The 15302-nt window shown below is 54.8% G+C and carries 15 protein-coding genes; 12 read left to right on the top strand and 3 right to left on the bottom strand.

What is annotated here, in order from left to right:
- Window positions 1-33: 33 nt before the first annotated feature.
- The 5 genes from J2Z18_RS24870 to J2Z18_RS24850 all read left to right on the top strand — a co-directional run bounded on the left by J2Z18_RS24870 (window position 34) and on the right by J2Z18_RS24850 (window position 5114).
- A complete protein-coding gene (locus tag J2Z18_RS24870; RefSeq protein WP_210095530.1) occupies window positions 34-2013 on the top strand; it encodes a sensor domain-containing diguanylate cyclase in 1980 nt (659 codons plus the stop codon).
- 224 nt (window positions 2014-2237) lie between these two features.
- Window positions 2238-3092 carry a hypothetical protein gene (locus J2Z18_RS24865; protein WP_210095529.1) on the top strand — a complete coding sequence of 285 codons (855 nt, stop codon included), beginning with the start codon at window positions 2238-2240 and terminating at the stop codon, window positions 3090-3092.
- Between the two features lie 127 nt (window positions 3093-3219).
- On the top strand, window positions 3220-4335 hold the full coding sequence (locus J2Z18_RS24860) for an aminopeptidase (RefSeq protein ID WP_007129626.1): 1116 nt from the start codon (window positions 3220-3222) through the stop codon (window positions 4333-4335).
- 97 nt (window positions 4336-4432) lie between these two features.
- Window positions 4433-4678: an HPr family phosphocarrier protein gene (locus J2Z18_RS24855; protein WP_007129627.1), complete on the top strand. Its 246-nt coding sequence runs from the start codon at window positions 4433-4435 to the stop codon at window positions 4676-4678.
- A 148-nt stretch (window positions 4679-4826) separates the two neighbouring features.
- Window positions 4827-5114: an Fpa/YlaN family protein gene (locus J2Z18_RS24850; RefSeq protein ID WP_007129628.1), complete on the top strand. Its 288-nt coding sequence runs from the start codon at window positions 4827-4829 to the stop codon at window positions 5112-5114.
- A 135-nt stretch (window positions 5115-5249) separates the two neighbouring features.
- Here J2Z18_RS24850 and cax read toward each other — a convergent pair whose 3' ends face one another.
- The gene (cax, locus tag J2Z18_RS24845) at window positions 5250-6326 is read right to left on the bottom strand and encodes a calcium/proton exchanger (RefSeq protein ID WP_007129629.1); all 1077 of its coding nucleotides are present in this window, start codon (window positions 6324-6326) and stop codon (window positions 5250-5252) included.
- Window positions 6327-6516: 190 nt separating this feature from the next.
- On the opposite strand from cax, the gene J2Z18_RS24840 reads away from it, so the two are divergent.
- Entirely contained in the window at window positions 6517-6903 is a 387-nt protein-coding gene (locus J2Z18_RS24840; protein WP_007129630.1) for an Asp23/Gls24 family envelope stress response protein, read from the top strand.
- Window positions 6904-6973: 70 nt separating this feature from the next.
- On the opposite strand, the gene ftsW is transcribed toward J2Z18_RS24840, so the two are convergent.
- Entirely contained in the window at window positions 6974-8191 is a 1218-nt protein-coding gene (gene ftsW / locus J2Z18_RS24835) for a putative lipid II flippase FtsW (RefSeq protein WP_028405217.1), read from the bottom strand.
- Window positions 8192-8201: 10 nt separating this feature from the next.
- Entirely contained in the window at window positions 8202-8549 is a 348-nt protein-coding gene (locus J2Z18_RS24830) for a YugN family protein (RefSeq protein WP_007129632.1), read from the bottom strand.
- Between the two features lie 257 nt (window positions 8550-8806).
- On the opposite strand from J2Z18_RS24830, the gene J2Z18_RS24825 reads away from it, so the two are divergent.
- From J2Z18_RS24825 to J2Z18_RS24800, 6 genes are all read left to right on the top strand, one after another.
- Complete coding sequence (locus tag J2Z18_RS24825; protein ID WP_210095528.1) at window positions 8807-9310, top strand: NUDIX domain-containing protein; 504 nt, start codon at window positions 8807-8809, stop codon at window positions 9308-9310.
- A gap of 33 nt (window positions 9311-9343) precedes the next feature.
- Window positions 9344-10513, top strand: coding sequence for a M20 family metallopeptidase (locus J2Z18_RS24820; RefSeq protein ID WP_144878108.1), 1170 nt, complete (start codon window positions 9344-9346; stop codon window positions 10511-10513).
- A gap of 163 nt (window positions 10514-10676) precedes the next feature.
- Window positions 10677-12497 carry a DNA repair helicase XPB gene (locus tag J2Z18_RS24815; RefSeq protein WP_210095527.1) on the top strand — a complete coding sequence of 607 codons (1821 nt, stop codon included), beginning with the start codon at window positions 10677-10679 and terminating at the stop codon, window positions 12495-12497.
- Window positions 12494-14257: a helicase-associated domain-containing protein gene (locus tag J2Z18_RS24810; RefSeq protein WP_245256195.1), complete on the top strand. Its 1764-nt coding sequence runs from the start codon at window positions 12494-12496 to the stop codon at window positions 14255-14257. Before J2Z18_RS24815 ends, J2Z18_RS24810 begins: the two co-directional genes overlap by 4 nt.
- Window positions 14258-14353: 96 nt before the next feature.
- Window positions 14354-14791, top strand: a complete 438-nt coding sequence (locus tag J2Z18_RS24805; protein ID WP_028405222.1) for a YlbF/YmcA family competence regulator — start codon at window positions 14354-14356, stop codon at window positions 14789-14791.
- A 47-nt stretch (window positions 14792-14838) separates the two neighbouring features.
- A complete protein-coding gene (locus J2Z18_RS24800; RefSeq protein ID WP_007129638.1) occupies window positions 14839-15102 on the top strand; it encodes a YlbG family protein in 264 nt (87 codons plus the stop codon).
- Window positions 15103-15302: the final 200 nt, after the last annotated feature.

Here is a 15302-nt window from a genome sequence, read left to right as displayed (position 1 = left end):
AGGCCTTTATAATGGTACAAAGGAGCGCCCAATATGTCAGAGGAACAACCGAAAGTGTACGAAAGACCGCCCGGTTATGCGGACATGTTCAATGATGCCGGGCGTAACGCTGGAAGCAAGTCCGGTCTGTCCCTTCAGGGATTGGATATAACCGCTTATGATTATCCCTATCTTCAAACGCTAATCGAAAAGAGCTATTCGGAGTGGCAGAAGGAAAACGCAGGTGCAGAAGCATTAAAGAAGTTCAGGTGGGCCGTTCTGTCTCATCAAGGGGCATGGCTGTCAGGGGATTCTGGGCTAAGGGAATATTTTGCTGCCGGGGAAGACGGAGCCGTGCACCGGTCATTGAGCGACAAGATGCCCGCATCCGGAATGAATCCCGGCCTGTACGAAGGCAGTGTCGTATGCTCGGTGCCGCTGTTTACACGAAGCGAGGGCGACTTGTTCGCTGTGATGGTCAGCGTGTCGCCCGGCTCTGCGGGGGAAGAGCTGGCGCTGATGGTGACGGAGTCCCAGGCGCTTCTGTTTCGGACATGCTTCTACCGGAAATTCGAATCCATGTTTGTTAATGATCTTGTGCGGGTTCATGACCATGCCAAGCTTGAAGCTTACCGTCGTTCGGTGCTGTTTCAGTACGTGAAGCGCATGCATGTCCAGATCGATGTTCACAGCGTGTTAAGCGAGGCGATCGAAAGCGTGCTTGCGTTGTATCCGGAAGCGAAAGTGGAGCTGTTCATGTCCCAGGACCATGAGAGCAGCCATCCGCTCGTCCGACCCCTGCTTCTTCAGCATTGGCAGGAGGATGTATATGTCCGGACCTTTATGGAGGGCACCCTAACGATCCGCGAGCATCCCGAGTCGCAGAACACCGTCGAGATCGGAATACCGATGGGCGGCAAGCAGGGGGTTTACGGGGTTCTGCATATCGAGGTGGACAAGCCGGTGCTGCCGGATATGGACCTTGAGCTGCTGGGGATGATGGCCGACGCTGCGGGGACCGCGTTTGAGAATGCTAAGCTGTATGAGCAGTCCAACCTGATGATCCATGAGCTGCGGATGATCAATGAGCTGACGCAGAGGCTGAACAAAAGCCTGCATTTGGCGGAGATATTCCAATTCGCGAACCATGAGCTGCTTAAGATCCTTGAGGCGGACTATTGCTGCATTCTAATATACAATGCGGAGCTCGGCGGCCTTGAAGTGGTGTCCTGCAATGCGGAATGGCTGGCGAAGGAAGTCTTCGAGAAGGATTATGGCCTCGGCGGCCTCGTATATCATTCGAAGGAGCCGCTGATTCTATCGGATTACAATGAAGAGCGGCCGGCCGAATCGAAGCTGATGGAGACCACGAACTCGAGCTCGATGATTGCGACGCCGCTAACGGTGAACGGCGAGGTTCGGGGCGTCGTGCTGCTGACCCATGCCAAACGGCATTATTTTTCCTATGACAGCTACCGCCTGCTTCAGGCGCTGACCAGCCACATCGGCCTGGCGATCGGGAATGCCTTCCTGCACGCCGAGGTCCGCAGAATGGCGAACCGGGACATGCTGACCGAGCTGTATGCAAGGCATTATCTCGACGAAGTGATCTATGAATGCCAGAACCGTGATTTTTGCGGAGCCCTCATCGTTATTGATATCGACCAGTTCAAACAGGTGAATGATACATTCGGCCACCAGCGGGGCGACAAAATATTGAAGCAGGTCAGCAACATCGTCAAGAGCACGATCCGTCACAGCGACATTCCGGCCCGTTGGGGCGGAGAGGAGCTGGCGGTATATCTGCCCGGCATCGAAATTCAACAAGCCGTGCAGGTGGCGGAGCGGATACGCACCAGGGTTGCCGAGGAAACGGATCCGAGAGTGACGGTATCCTGCGGAATTTCGGAATGGAACTGGACGAACAACAAGATCAGCGTGGAATCATTGTTTTATAGAGCGGATATGGCTTTGTATGAAGCCAAGAAGAACGGCAGGAATCGCATTGTTGTCGAGAAAGCCGAAACGGTATGAACGAGGCTGTCCCGTAAGAGGGGATAGCCTCGTTTTATTATCCTCCTGACATTCAGGAAGTTCAGGCCCAGACCAACGGTCCCGAAAGCTCTTTTAACAACCCGGCCGCTAATGGGTATACCGGTCTGTTAATAAGATGCAAGGCTGCGCTTTTGATTCACGGCTGCATAATGTCGTGCCCTGCAAGATAGCCTAAGAGCATGACAAATGAAAGGCTGATGATCATGTGGAAAAAACTGCGGGTCGTGCGGGGCATGCTCTGTACCGCCCTGTTGCTGTTAAGCCTGCCTGCCTGCGCATGGCAGGATAGTCTAAGTCCGGAGGATTCTTTCAAACGGGCATTGGCTGGGTTATCCGGGGTTGATAATTTCGCTTTTAAAGGGGAGGCTGCGATCCGGACGGAGGAGAGCGGCTTGTTCCAGCAGACGCTTGCTTTCGAAGGCAAGCTGCAGAACCATACGAATTTAACGTTGTCCTCGAGAACACCGGGGCGTACGATACAGGATAAGACTTCGAAAGGGAGTCTACAGCAGGCGACAGGCGATTCGGTTTATTCGACGGATGGAATGACCGTCTCACTGAAGCGCAAGGAGGGCAAATGGAATGCGCTTACCTCCGGGCAGGCGGAGGAGTTGTGGATGACCCGGCTCAATCCGCTGGAGCAGCTTGAATATATTGGAGAATCTGATAAGAAAATATCTGCGGAGCTGGGCGCGGCCAGGGGGACGAAGGTGCTCCGGATTGAGCTGTCGCCGGAGGCCGCGGCCAATATGACGAAGCGATCGCTTCAAGGACAGATGAAACTGCTTCTCGAGCGAATGCAGCGGAAGGGTGACCCGCTGTACAGTGAGGATCCCAAAGTCCGGGCCCGGCTGAAAGCCGTATGGGAGCGGGACCATGAGGAATTGACCCGAATGCTTGATCAAGCGGAGGCTGCCTCTATCTGTCATCTGACGATCGATAAGCGGTCACAGCTGCCGATCCGCATGACGATGGAGAGGTCGGTGTCCTATGTGGACCGGTCCGGCAAGGCGAGAACCGAGGCGCTCTTATCCGACGTTACATTTATTGGCTATTGATATGCGGGAAGAGCAGCAATTCTGCATCCTATAGCTGACGGAGGGCGGCAGTGCGTGCTACAATGAGGTATAAATTTACCGCTGTTCAATTTTTGGCAACGGTCTCAACATAAGGAGGACTAGACATATGCGTGACCCCAGAATTCAGAAGCTGGCTCATAATCTCGTGACCTACTCGGTCGACATGCAGCCGGGTGAAAATGTGCTGATCGAAATGATCGGCTCGGAACGGGATTTGCTGAATGCAATCATCGAAGAGGTATCCAAGCATGGTGGACGTCCGTTCGTGCAATTGACCGACCGTACCGTTCAGCGCGCCATGCTGAAACATGCAAGCAAGGAGCAGCTTGAGCTGTGGGCGGAGTTCGATGTCGCCCGTATGAAGAAGATGGACTGCTACATCGGGATTCGGGCAGGCGAGAACGTGAACGATTTGGCCGATGTGCCTGAAGAGAATATGAAGCTCTATAACGCACTATATTCACATCCGGTACATAGCGAAGAGCGCGTCAAGCACACGAAGTGGGTGGTGCTCCGATATCCGAATGCCAGCATGGCGCAGCTAGCCAACACCAGCACCGAGGCGTTTGAGGACTTCTATTTCGACGTCTGCAACCTGGATTATTCCAAAATGGACCGCGCCCAGGATCCGCTTGCAGAGCTGATGAGAAAGACCGATAAGGTCCGCATCGTTGGTCCGGGCACGGATCTTACCTTCTCCATCAAAAATATCGGTGCCGAAAAGTGCTCCGGCCAGAAGAACATTCCGGACGGAGAAGTATATACCGCGCCCGTACGGGATTCGGTAAACGGGACGATCGCATACAATACTCCGACGCTGTATAACGGCGTCACCTTTGAAAACATCAAATTCCGTTTCGAAAACGGTAAAATCGTAGAGGCGACGGGCAGCGACACGAAACGCCTGAACGAGATTCTGGATTCGGATGAAGGGGCGAGATACATCGGAGAATTCGCCATCGGCTTCAATCCGTATATTTTAACGCCGATGAAGGATATTCTGTTCGACGAGAAAATCGCCGGCAGCCTGCATTTTACGCCGGGGCAGGCATATGATGTAACAGACAACGGCAACCGTTCCTCCATTCACTGGGACCTTGTGCTGATTCAGCGTCCGGAGTACGGCGGCGGTGAAATCTATTTCGACGATCGGCTGATCCGCAAAGACGGATTGTTCGTCATTCCGGAGCTGGAGGCGCTAAATCCGGAAAATCTTAAATAGATTGGAAAATAGGTTGCATAAGAAAACGGATTCAATGTATCATGAAGGTGCAATGTGAGATATTTTTTCAGATCCTAAAAGTTACGGAGGGATTCGTATGTCCAATAACAACACAGCGATCGTAGAAATTTCGCAAACGGCCAGTAAGTTCTCGTCCTCCATCGTCTTGCAGGCGGAGAACAAGTACATCGACGTGAAGAGTATTTTGGGCCTGTTCACCACGCTGGTGAGCAACCAAAGCTACGAGCTGCATGTACACGGACCTGATGCTGACGAAGCTAAACAAGCAATGATCGACGTATTTAACAAGCATGGCTTGAATGTCTCCGTCGTGGCTGAATAACAGCCGAAGAACACCCTTCCACCGAATGGAAGGGTGTTTTTTCGTTAGCAGGGGGTCTATTTTTTTCAGGTCCTTGTATTGCTCCGCGATTTCGACTAATATTAAAGATAGTAACTGTGCTGTGATTTTGGACATAGGGGGGAAGATCATGACTTCATCTGATCTACAGGAACAGCTGAATCTTAAAGCGATCAGTCTTCTACATGAAGATGCAGATAAAATCCTAAAGCTTATTGAAGTACAGATGGAGAATCTGGCGACCCGTTATTGCCCTCTCTATGAGGAAGTGCTGGATACCCAAATGTACGGTTTTTCGAAAGAGGTCGATTTTGCGGTACGGGCCGGACTTCTTCCGGAAAGTACAGGGAAGCAGCTGATCAGCAAGCTCGAACGCAATCTGGCGCTCCTGTACGAAGCCATGAATCAATCCGAATAGCCTGTACTTGTACAGGCGCATACATAGAAGAGGCTGTCCGAATGGTCTATTGACCCGGACAGCCTCTTGGTATGTTATGGGACGTTAGTTAACGGCGGAGAATCCTGCGGCCAATCAAATGACGCGTCCCAAAGGCTATACTAGGAAGAAGGACACGCCAAGGATGATATAGACAGCTAATAGCAGCAAGCCCTCGTACCAGTTGGAGGCGCCGTCCTGGGTGATGGATCTGGCTATGAATACGGCAACGCCGATGGCCACAAGCTCGAGCGTCGTGAATACGAGATCCATGGTGTCGCCCATAAAGAAGCTGACGAACACAAGGACAGGGGCGACAAACAGGGCGATTTGCAGGCTGCTGCCGACCGCAATTTCCACGGCGGCGCTGATCTTGTTCTTCAGTGCCAGCATGATCGCTGCGCTGTGCTCAGCCGCGTTACCGATGATGGCTACCAGAAATGCACCGATAAACAGCTCGCTGAGACCGTATTCGTGGCTGATCGGCTCCAGCACGCCGACAAGCCATTCACTGACGAAGGCGACCATAACCGTTGCAATGATGAGATACAGAACGGAGCGTCCCTTCGACCAGGTCGGTTCTTGTTCATGTGCAAGCGCATCCTGATCGCTCTTATCTTCGCTGACATCCGCCAAGTACTCCTTATGCGTGATCATGGAGAAGCCGAGCCATGCTATGTAGGAGACGATCAGAATTCCTGCGACGATCAGGCTGAGCAGCTTCGTTTCGTCTTCCGTAATCGAATGGGTATTCAAGAAGACAGCGGGAACGAATAGTGCGATGATGGCCAGCGTCATAAGGGAGCCGTTCAGCCCTGCCAGCGTCATGTTGAATTTCTGGATTTTAAACTTGAGCCCTCCCGCAAACAGGCTCAGACCGAGTACAAGCAGCAAATTGCCGATGATCGAGCCGGTGATGCTCGCCTTAACCATGTCGTACAGGCCTTCACGAATCAGCAAGATCGCGATGATCAGCTCGGCGGCATTGCCGAAGGTGGCGTTCAGGAAGCCGCCAAGGCGCTGGCCGGCATAATGGGCGACGCTTTCGGTCGCTTTGCCCAGAAAGCCGGCGACAAAGATGACCGAAATGGAAGAAAGGATGAACTGGAGGGTAAAATTCCACCCTGCATAATGACCGATTGCGCTGAGCAGAAAGGTCACGATGAGAAGCGCCGGGCTCAACCATTTTTTCATAATGTACACCTGCCTTTTGTATTGTCATTCGAAGAAGCGATCGTACGAGCCGAAACGACGATTCTCGGGGTTCTTTTTACAATATACCCATTTTGTTTGAAAAATTATCCGGTGTTTGTGATGCGGGCATTTGCTTTTTGGGCCTGTTAGGATTTACAATAACGGATAATGAGGTGAAGGAGGATTTGGCATGACGGAACAACTTCAACTGGATAACGGTTTAATTCGGATATCGGATGATGTCGTATCGAAAATTGCCGGACTGGCAGCCTTGGAGACACCAGGAATTGCAGCGATGTCCGGCGGATTGTCGGAGGGCTGGGCCAAGCGGCTTAGCGGTAAAAATGTGCAGAAGGGTGTTACGGTAGAGGTAGGGCAGCTCGAGGCCGCAATCGATTTGCGCATCATTGTGCTCTATGAGACGCCTATACATGAAGTGTGCCGCATGCTTCAGCAGAATGTCCGCGAAGCGGTCGAGAGCATGACCGGCCTTCGTGTCGTTGAGGTCAACGTCAAGGTCGAAGGCGTGGCGTTCAAGGATGACGAAATCGACGATCTTCCGCAGCGCGCGAAATAAGTCGATACGCTTGGGAGGGGAAGCGGCTCTCCCTGCAGCAATGAACACAATGGATTGTACATAAAAAAGACTACCGGGCTGTCCGGTAGTCTTTTTTAATGACGGATTTGACCTGTTCCTGCTTCGCCGGCCGGTTGCTGTCCCTTGAGATGCTGAGGACAATCCCCATGCTGAGCATCATGACGAGCAGGGATGAGCCGCCGTAGCTGATAAACGGAAGGGTCACGCCGGTAATCGGAATCGTGTTGGTCACGCCGCCGATATTGATAAAGGCCTGAATGGCGATGAGGCCCATGATGCCCACGCCCGTCAGCGTCCCGAAAGGATCGGAGCATCGGAGCGAGACGATAATGCCTCGGATAATGAAATACAAGTAGAACAGTAAAAATAATGCCGTGCCGATAAAGCCGAATTCCTCGCCGATGACGGAGAAAATAAAGTCGTTGTAGGGGTTCGGCAAGTAATGCAGCTTCTGCACGCTCTCGCCGAAACCTGCTCCGGTGACACCGCCTTGGCCGATGGCAATCAGGGATTGAACCAGGTTGTAGCCCGTACTCGATTCATCCTTGAAGGGATCCAGAAACGCCTCGATCCGTCCGACCTTATAGTTCTTGGAGGCTTGCTCGGGAGTATCGTCCGAGTTAAAGAGCGAGCCGACGCCGAGCGTAAGCACCAAACCGAGCGCGACGAGCGAAATACAGCCGAGAATATGCTTGAGGTTGGCACCGCCCGCATAGATGAGCAGCCCGCAGGTCGCGACCAGAATGAAGCAGGAGCCGAGATCCGGCTGCAGCATGATGAGTCCTGCGACGATGCCCACGATGATCAGGACGGGGAAGAATCCGCCCTTCCATTGACGGATGCGTTCCCCTTTCTTCGTGATCAAGGCGGACAGATACACGATCGTAGCGATCTTGGCAAGCTCGGTAGGCTGAATGCCCAGGGATCCGAGCTGGAACCAGCTGACGGCGCCGTTGGTCGTCTTACCGAGCATTACGACCAAGATAAGCAGGATCAGTGTTAGAAAAAATACAGGAAGAAACAGCTTCTTGTATTTCTTGTAGTTGATGTTCATTGCCACGAACATGACAAAGGTACCCAGAACGGCAAAGGCGGCCTGACGCTTCGTGAAGTAAAGCGGATCGTTGTTGAATTTCTCATTGAAGACGGTCAAGCTGGAGCTGGAACTGAACACCATAATCAGTCCGAATCCCACCAGCAGCAAGGTCATGATGAGCAGCTGGAAATCAGGAGTGCCTCTCTTCGGCTGAGGTTTGGTCGTATTCATGGCGTAACCACTACGCTTCCAGCAGAGCTTTCAGCTCCTGAATCTTCTTGGTGGCCACATTCATAACCGGCTGAGGAGCCATGCTCTCATACTCCAGACCATGAGGGAAGGTAGCCTTGCCCATGTAGACCGCTTCAATCTTAAGAATGGTGTCAGGCTTCTCCAGCTTGCCTTCCACGGCGCGGGTGTTGATGCGCAGGAAGTATTCTGCCTGGTTCTTTTTATCTTCGATTTTCAAATCGTATGTAGCGCGGTAGTATTCCCACTGCCAGCGAATGAACCCTACCTTTTCCGCACATTCGTCGAGGTAAGCCAAATCGCTGTGTAAACCGTCTAAGCCTGTATTTTCAAAAATCATGTGGTCATAAACCCCCTTAATATTCCTAGCAAAGTTCTTTAATATGATAGTATGTTTCAGGAACTTCTGCAAGCCTGTAGCGCCCGTCCGGCCTCAATTTGAGACCATGTATCCAGAAGATATTTTGGTGACGACAGGCATTCCTCTTTTCTGTTAGAATAAAACGAGGAGCAAATCGGTTTTGAAATGTACGCTTTCCATCCGCGCGGTTATATATTCATATGGTTTATATCATACAGCGAAAGGCGGAGGGCCAAATGAACCGGACCGTGTACAAGACGGAATATTATGCAGTCGAGGTGAACGATCAGCACGAAATCGTTGTATTCGACCAGATGCCGGAGTCAGCCTCGGTGGTAGCGATGCATGAAGGCTGCCTGCTGCTGGTTCGCCAGTATCGGGAAGCGGTGGACGAGATAACCTGGGAGCTTCCCGGAGGGACCGTCCGTCCCGGGGAAGAGGCTGCTGCGGCCGCCCGGCGCGAACTGGAGGAGGAAGCGGGCATACGATGCAAGGATCTTAGCTATATGGGCAGCGCTTACCCGATGGCTTCGCTTGCGAACCGGAAGGTGCATTATTATTTTACGGATGTGTTGAAGCCGGCAGGCGCTTTGGACCGCCGTCCGGACGATGACGATGTGGCCGCCGCATGGGTTCCGCTTCGGGACGTGTTCCGAAAGGTTCAGCAAGGCGGCGTTGACGCCATGGTCGGACATGGCCTGCTTCTGGGGAGCCTTAACGGTTATTTTTCGATCGAATGATCGTTCATAGTTCGGGGAGGATGATGAAGCTTGATGAAGGAAGCATTTTGGGAACAGTGGTTTCCGCGAATGGTAGAGTGGCGACGTCATTTACATATGAATCCGGAAGTATCGTTTCATGAGAAGGAAACCTCGAGATTTGTTGCGGACCGGCTGCGGGAGCTCGGCCTCGAGGTAAAGACCGATGTCGGCGGTCACGGCGTCATTGGCATTTTAAGAGGCGACAAGCGGGGAAAAACGATCGTGCTGCGGGCGGACATGGACGCCCTGCCGATCGAGGACGGCAAGAGCTGTGAATATAAATCCAGAGTTCCGGGGGTAATGCATGCCTGCGGGCATGACGGCCATACCTCCATGCTGCTTGGAGCGGCCGCTTACTACAGCACGTACCGGGAGGAGCTTCCGGGCGAAATCCGGTTCATGTTCCAGCCTGCGGAGGAGGTGTGCCCCGGCGGGGCGATCGAGATGATCAAGGACGGCGCCATCGAAGGCGCCGATGTGGTCTACGGGCTTCACCTGTGGACACCGCTCCCGGTCGGCACCGCAGCGAGTGCTCCGGGTCCGCTCATGGCCGCAGCCGATGAATTCTTCATCGATATTACCGGCCGCGGCGGTCACGGCGGGATGCCGCATGTAACGGCTGATGCGCTTGTAGCCGGGGCCGCGCTTGTCATGCAGCTGCAGACGATCGTGAGCCGAACGGTCGATCCGCTTCAGCCTGCGGTCGTCACGATCGGTACGATGCAGGCAGGCACAGCGCAGAATGTGATCGCATCGTCCTGCCGGATTACGGGAACGGTGCGCACGTTCGACGAGGCTACGCGGACGCTGATCCGTGAGCGGATCGAAATGATGGCCCGCACCGTATCCGAGACCTATGGCACGGAATCGTCGGTCCGTTATCTGATTGGCTATCCGGCCCTGGTGAATGATGAGCAGGAGACGGCCCGATTCTTCCGTACGGCGCCGAAGGTGTTCGGAGACGAGTTTGTGCAGCTGTCGCCGAAGCTGATGCCGGCCGAGGATTTTGCTTACTATCTACAAGAGCTTCCGGGCTGCTTCATGTTCGTGGGCGCAGGGAACCCGCAGAAGGAAGCGGTATACCCGCATCACCATCCGATGTTTGATTTCGATGAAGAGGCGATGCGGTACGGCGTTCGGCTGCTCGTGGAGATGGTATCAAGCTGCCGGGAGGAAGGCTAGAGAATCTGCCTTCTTTGACGGCAGGCGCATGAATGGACGTTTTTTGGCAATCCTATAGATTATAAGGGGAAGTTCAGATCCAATGTTTGTTTGGATGTGGACTTCCTTTTTTTAGGAGCTGGAAGACCCTTGCCGCAAATTCATGCAAAAGGAGGAGTAGACGATGAACCCAAAGCCATGCATCGTCCAAAGGGATCGGACCATTCTGCTTGAGACCGCACACCCCGAATTCGAGCAGGCCCGCCGGCAGCTGTCGCAGTATGCCGATCTGGTCAAAAGTCCTTCGTCGTTTCATACATATCGCATTACCCCCTTATCGCTCTGGAATGCCGCCGCCAGCGGAAAGAGCGCCGAAACGATCTGCTCCAGCCTGCAGGGGCTGGCCAGATGGGAGGTTCCGGTACAGGTTCTGGCCGAAATTCGACAGCTTGTCAGCCGTTACGGGCAGCTGTCGCTGCTGCCGCATCCGGACAAGGAGCAGCGCCTGCTTCTGCGCAGTGTCAGCGAGTCGCTGCTGAACGAGCTGCGGAGCCTGCGCACGCTGGCGGACATCGGGCTCGACTTCCGCTCATCCAAGGAGGCGGAGGTCCCGGCGGACCGGCGGGGCTTATTGAAGCAGGAGCTGACGCGTCTCGGCTATCCTGTCCTGGACCATGCGGGGTATCAGGACGGGCAGTATTTGGACATCCGGTGGCGGGGAGAAACCGATCCGTTGGCCGCAACTCCAGGCAACGAAAGCCTGCCGGAAGCTTCCGATCCCCGGAAGGAGGAGAAGGTGCAAGGCTTTCGGCTTCGCGATTACCAGCGTGAGGCGGCCGCATCCATTCGGGATGCCGGGGGTTCAGGGGGCAGCGGCGTGATCGTGCTGCCTTGCGGGGCGGGGAAGACGGTGATCGGCATGGCGGCAATGCGCGAGCTGCAGTGCGAGACGCTGATCCTCACGTCCAATACAACCTCGGTCAGGCAGTGGGTCGATGAGCTGTTAAGGAAAACGACGCTGACCCCGGAGGACATCGGCGAATATTCCGGACATCGGAAAGAAGTCCGGCCGGTCACCGTCGCCACGTATCAGATATTGACGCATCGGCCGGGCAAGGGGGACGAGCAGCTCCATATGAAGCTGTTCAATGAGCGCCGCTGGGGGCTGATCATATACGATGAGGTTCATCTGCTGCCCGCCCCGGTATTTCGAGCTACCGCCGATATCCAGGCCACACGCCGTCTGGGTCTGACCGCGACGCTGATTCGGGAGGATGGACGGGAGCATGATGTATTTTCGCTGATCGGTCCGAAGCGGTATGAGATGCCGTGGAAGGAGCTCGAGGATCAGGGGTGGATCGCCGAGGTGGACTGCCTGGAGGTTAAGGTGCCGATGACTTCGCATCTGAAAGAGAAATACCTGGCTGCAGGAAAGAGAGAGCAGTATCGGCTCGCGGCCGAAAATCCGTCCAAGCTGTCAACCCTTATCCGGCTTGTCGAGCGCCATCCGGGGGCACAGATCCTCATCATCGGCCAGTACCTGGATCAGCTGAAAGCCATTGCCGATCGGCTGCAGGCGCCGCTCATTACCGGGCGGATGGCGCAGAACGAACGGCATGCCTGGTATGCCGCTTTTCGCAGCGGGGAGACCCGGCTGCTCGTCGTCTCCAAGGTTGCCAATTTTGCGGTGGATCTGCCGGATGCGTCGGTGGCTATCGAGGTTTCCGGCAGCTACGGCTCGCGTCAGGAAGAAGCCCAGCGTTTGGGGAGACTGCTGCGGCCCAAGCAAGGTGAGAATAAGGCGCATTTCTATACGCTCGTAACGGAGGACAGCCGTGAGGAGTTTTTTGCGCTGCGTCGCCGTATGTTCTTGATTGAGCAGGGCTACGAGTATCGGACGATGACCGTCATGGAGGGGGCGGTCCCCGCCCCTGTGCATGCGAAGCAGACTTCGGGTCGCAAAGAACCGAGACCGGCGGGCAGAAGGGAGGCGTCAAGCCCATGACGGCGATGGGGGATCATGAAAGGGGAGGAACGGCCAGCCTGGATCAGCTGCGTCCCCTGGAGCGCACAGTGCTTTCCTTCATTTGGCGCAGGTTCGCCGGGAGGCCATTTAGCGACGACCATTTGCGCACGCTGATCATTCCGCGTTTGAGCGGCGCGGAGGTGCAGCTTGGGGTGCTGCTCTTACGGAGGCGGGGATGGATTAAGGCGGCAAGCAAAGGATGGAACGAGTGGGAGTACTGCATTCCGTTTCATAAGCTCGGATTCCTTCAATCGTCGTTTGGCGGTTTGCAGGCAGTTCCGTCCGCGGGAGAACCTTCCAAGCTGCTGCAGGAAGGAAGAGCCGGCATATCGCTTGATGTATTCAATACGCTGGTATATGCGGAGAAAACCTCTTTGGCCGTTACTTCCCGTGGCGTGCTGCACAAAAAGCATATCCGGCGGCTGGAGGAGATCGCAGCCCTTTCTCCAAACGATTTGGATCCAGCAGTGCTCCGGTTCACTCAGCATGAAGCGTATCCGCCTCAAATAGCGCTTATTCTTGACCTGCTCCAGTCTCTCGGGCTTGCCGCCATCCAGTCTCTCGGGCTTGCCGCCATCCAGCGGCACGGGCTGATCATTGATCGCCGGGCTCTTGGAGAATGGCTGGAGCTTTCGCGCGAAGCGATGGATAACAGGATCCTCTTCATTCTTATGGAGCGCTGCACTCCGGAGAATCCGGCCTACCAGCATTTCGTCTGGCGTCTGTGCGATCCGTCCTTGACTTGCGGGCGGTGGATCGATCCGGGCCTGCTGCTGTCGGACAGCCATGACGGCAGTCAGAAGGAAGATGGTGCCGGCACCATTAGCCGTTTACACGCCGGGGAAGCCTTCCCATGGCTTCGTTTGCTGGCAGGCTGCGGGTACATCGACCTCGGAGAGAATGATGACGGAAGGATCGTGTTTCGATGGCGCATGACGCCGCTCCCTGCGTTATTCGGAGGTTTCGCAAACAGCGAAGCAGGAAGCGGCCGGTTGTATATTCAGCCCGATTTCGATATCCTGATCCCGCCCGACGTTCCTTATACGCTTAGATTTCAGGCTGCGCTGTTTACGGAACGGTTATCGGATGACGTCATGTCCGTTTATCGGCTGACCCGCGACTCGGTCATGGAGGCCGCAAGGGCAGGCATCGGCCCGGAGCAGATCATCCAACTGCTCGAGAAAGGGGCGGCGGCCGGATTCCCTGACCATGTCCGGACCGCGATCGTCCAGTGGGGCATGGGAGCGGACGATTCGGAAAACCGCCCGGGCCACCGGCTTCAGCTGGGTAACGCGGACCTTGCCGATGGTGCCGATGGTGGGAGCAGTCGATATCCGCTGCCTTGGTCCCTTGATTCCGCAGCGGCTGTGATCACGGAGCGGGCTGGCAGCATTGGCGAAGCGGAGAACGAGCCTGACGAGGTGGATGAGCGGTTGCCGGATATTCGCTCTCTGCTCCCGGATTTGACGCGGATTCCTGCCATGTGGACGAAGGATTGGCGGGCTTACCACAGCTCGACGGCCAAGCAAATGATGGAGCAGGCGCTCGCTTTATCCGTAAAACTGGAAATTTCGATCAACGGCAGACGAATGGAATTCATTCCGCGCGAGCTGGGGCGAAACCCCTGGACAATAACAGGCGCCCTGTTTCCCCCTGGCGCTGACGGCCCGGAGTCGATCGTGCAGCTTAGCGAAGGACAATGGAGAGAAATGCGCTTGCTTATCCCTGGAAGCGTATGAATTCCCCCTTCTTAAGAGACGCACGTTATGCTATGATGGAAGAGTCCACGAATGCACAAGCAAGGGACGAATCTAATAGAGAAGCGGGATGAGTTCATGAGCGTATCGGAAATAAACACGATCGATATGGCCGAGGTGCTCACCTATGCCTACGAGATCGGCGATATGATTAATGCTTCCGTCGAAGTGGCGGATTACTTATATTGGAAGCAGGCGGTTGAGCGAGACCCGGCCATCCAGAGCCTGATCAAGAAGCTGGAAGCCAAGAAGGAGCTGTTCGAGGAGACGCAGCGGTTCGGTCACTTCCATCCGAACTACCATTCGGCGAAGGATGAGGTCAGCAAGGTGGAGGCGGAGCTGGAAGCCTTTGAGCCGGTCGCCCGGTTCAAACAGGCGGAGAAGAATCTGGATGATCTTCTGCACTCAATGTCCGAGCGAATTGCCTTCTCGGTTTCGAGCAGCATCAAGGTCCCTAGCAACGATCCTCTTCCGAAGAAGGGCTGCGGCAGCGGCGGCGCCTGCCAGTGCGGCTAAAGCGCTGCGAGCCGATAAGAGAATGAAAGCGAGGCGAGGACCTTAGGATGTTGGCGGAACGTACCGGTTTTATTATATGGGTCAGCGATGTCAAGGCAGCGAGGAATCTGGAGAAGTACGGCAGCGTGCATTATATTTCACGCCGGATGCATTACGTTGTGATGTACGTCAACGCGGACCGTGCCGAGGAAACGATGAAGAATATCCGGAGATTATCTTACGTACGTAAGATCGAGCGCTCTTACCGGAACGAGATAAAGACGGAATATAACAGCAAAGGTCCTGACAAGGCGAAGTTCTACGGTCCATAGACCGGAGACGAAGCTTGCAGGCGCAGTTTGAGGACAGAAACGACATAAGGCAACCACTGGTTGCAACAGCAGCGGATTAGCGGCCCTCCGGGGCCGTTTTTTTTATTGCGGCTTTAGCCAGTTGAGCTCGCGAAGCGTGCGAAACAAAAAACCACCCGCTATGCGGGTGGAGAGATCGAGGTTTGACCAACAAGACCATT

The sequence above is a fragment of the Paenibacillus lactis genome (assembly GCF_017873605.1).
Lineage (GTDB): Bacteria > Bacillota > Bacilli > Paenibacillales > Paenibacillaceae > Paenibacillus_AQ > Paenibacillus_AQ lactis.
The sequence above is the reverse complement of the archived record's forward strand: the minus strand, read 5'-3'. Positions and strand labels throughout refer to the sequence as shown.

Coding starts and splice junctions, on each gene's coding strand:
- J2Z18_RS24855 (WP_007129627.1), top strand. CDS start 4,433: ATGTCCAATAACAACACAGCGATCGTAGAAATTTCGCAAACGGCCAGT.
- J2Z18_RS24870 (WP_210095530.1), top strand. CDS start 34: ATGTCAGAGGAACAACCGAAAGTGTACGAAAGACCGCCCGGTTATGCG.
- J2Z18_RS24800 (WP_007129638.1), top strand. CDS start 14,839: ATGTTGGCGGAACGTACCGGTTTTATTATATGGGTCAGCGATGTCAAG.
- J2Z18_RS24810 (WP_245256195.1), top strand. CDS start 12,494: ATGACGGCGATGGGGGATCATGAAAGGGGAGGAACGGCCAGCCTGGAT.
- J2Z18_RS24850 (WP_007129628.1), top strand. CDS start 4,827: ATGACTTCATCTGATCTACAGGAACAGCTGAATCTTAAAGCGATCAGT.
- J2Z18_RS24830 (WP_007129632.1), bottom strand. CDS start 8,549: ATGATTTTTGAAAATACAGGCTTAGACGGTTTACACAGCGATTTGGCT.
- J2Z18_RS24815 (WP_210095527.1), top strand. CDS start 10,677: ATGAACCCAAAGCCATGCATCGTCCAAAGGGATCGGACCATTCTGCTT.
- ftsW (WP_028405217.1), bottom strand. CDS start 8,191: ATGAATACGACCAAACCTCAGCCGAAGAGAGGCACTCCTGATTTCCAG.
- J2Z18_RS24840 (WP_007129630.1), top strand. CDS start 6,517: ATGACGGAACAACTTCAACTGGATAACGGTTTAATTCGGATATCGGAT.
- J2Z18_RS24805 (WP_028405222.1), top strand. CDS start 14,354: ATGAGCGTATCGGAAATAAACACGATCGATATGGCCGAGGTGCTCACC.
- cax (WP_007129629.1), bottom strand. CDS start 6,326: ATGAAAAAATGGTTGAGCCCGGCGCTTCTCATCGTGACCTTTCTGCTC.
- J2Z18_RS24865 (WP_210095529.1), top strand. CDS start 2,238: ATGTGGAAAAAACTGCGGGTCGTGCGGGGCATGCTCTGTACCGCCCTG.
- J2Z18_RS24825 (WP_210095528.1), top strand. CDS start 8,807: ATGAACCGGACCGTGTACAAGACGGAATATTATGCAGTCGAGGTGAAC.
- J2Z18_RS24860 (WP_007129626.1), top strand. CDS start 3,220: ATGCGTGACCCCAGAATTCAGAAGCTGGCTCATAATCTCGTGACCTAC.
- J2Z18_RS24820 (WP_144878108.1), top strand. CDS start 9,344: ATGAAGGAAGCATTTTGGGAACAGTGGTTTCCGCGAATGGTAGAGTGG.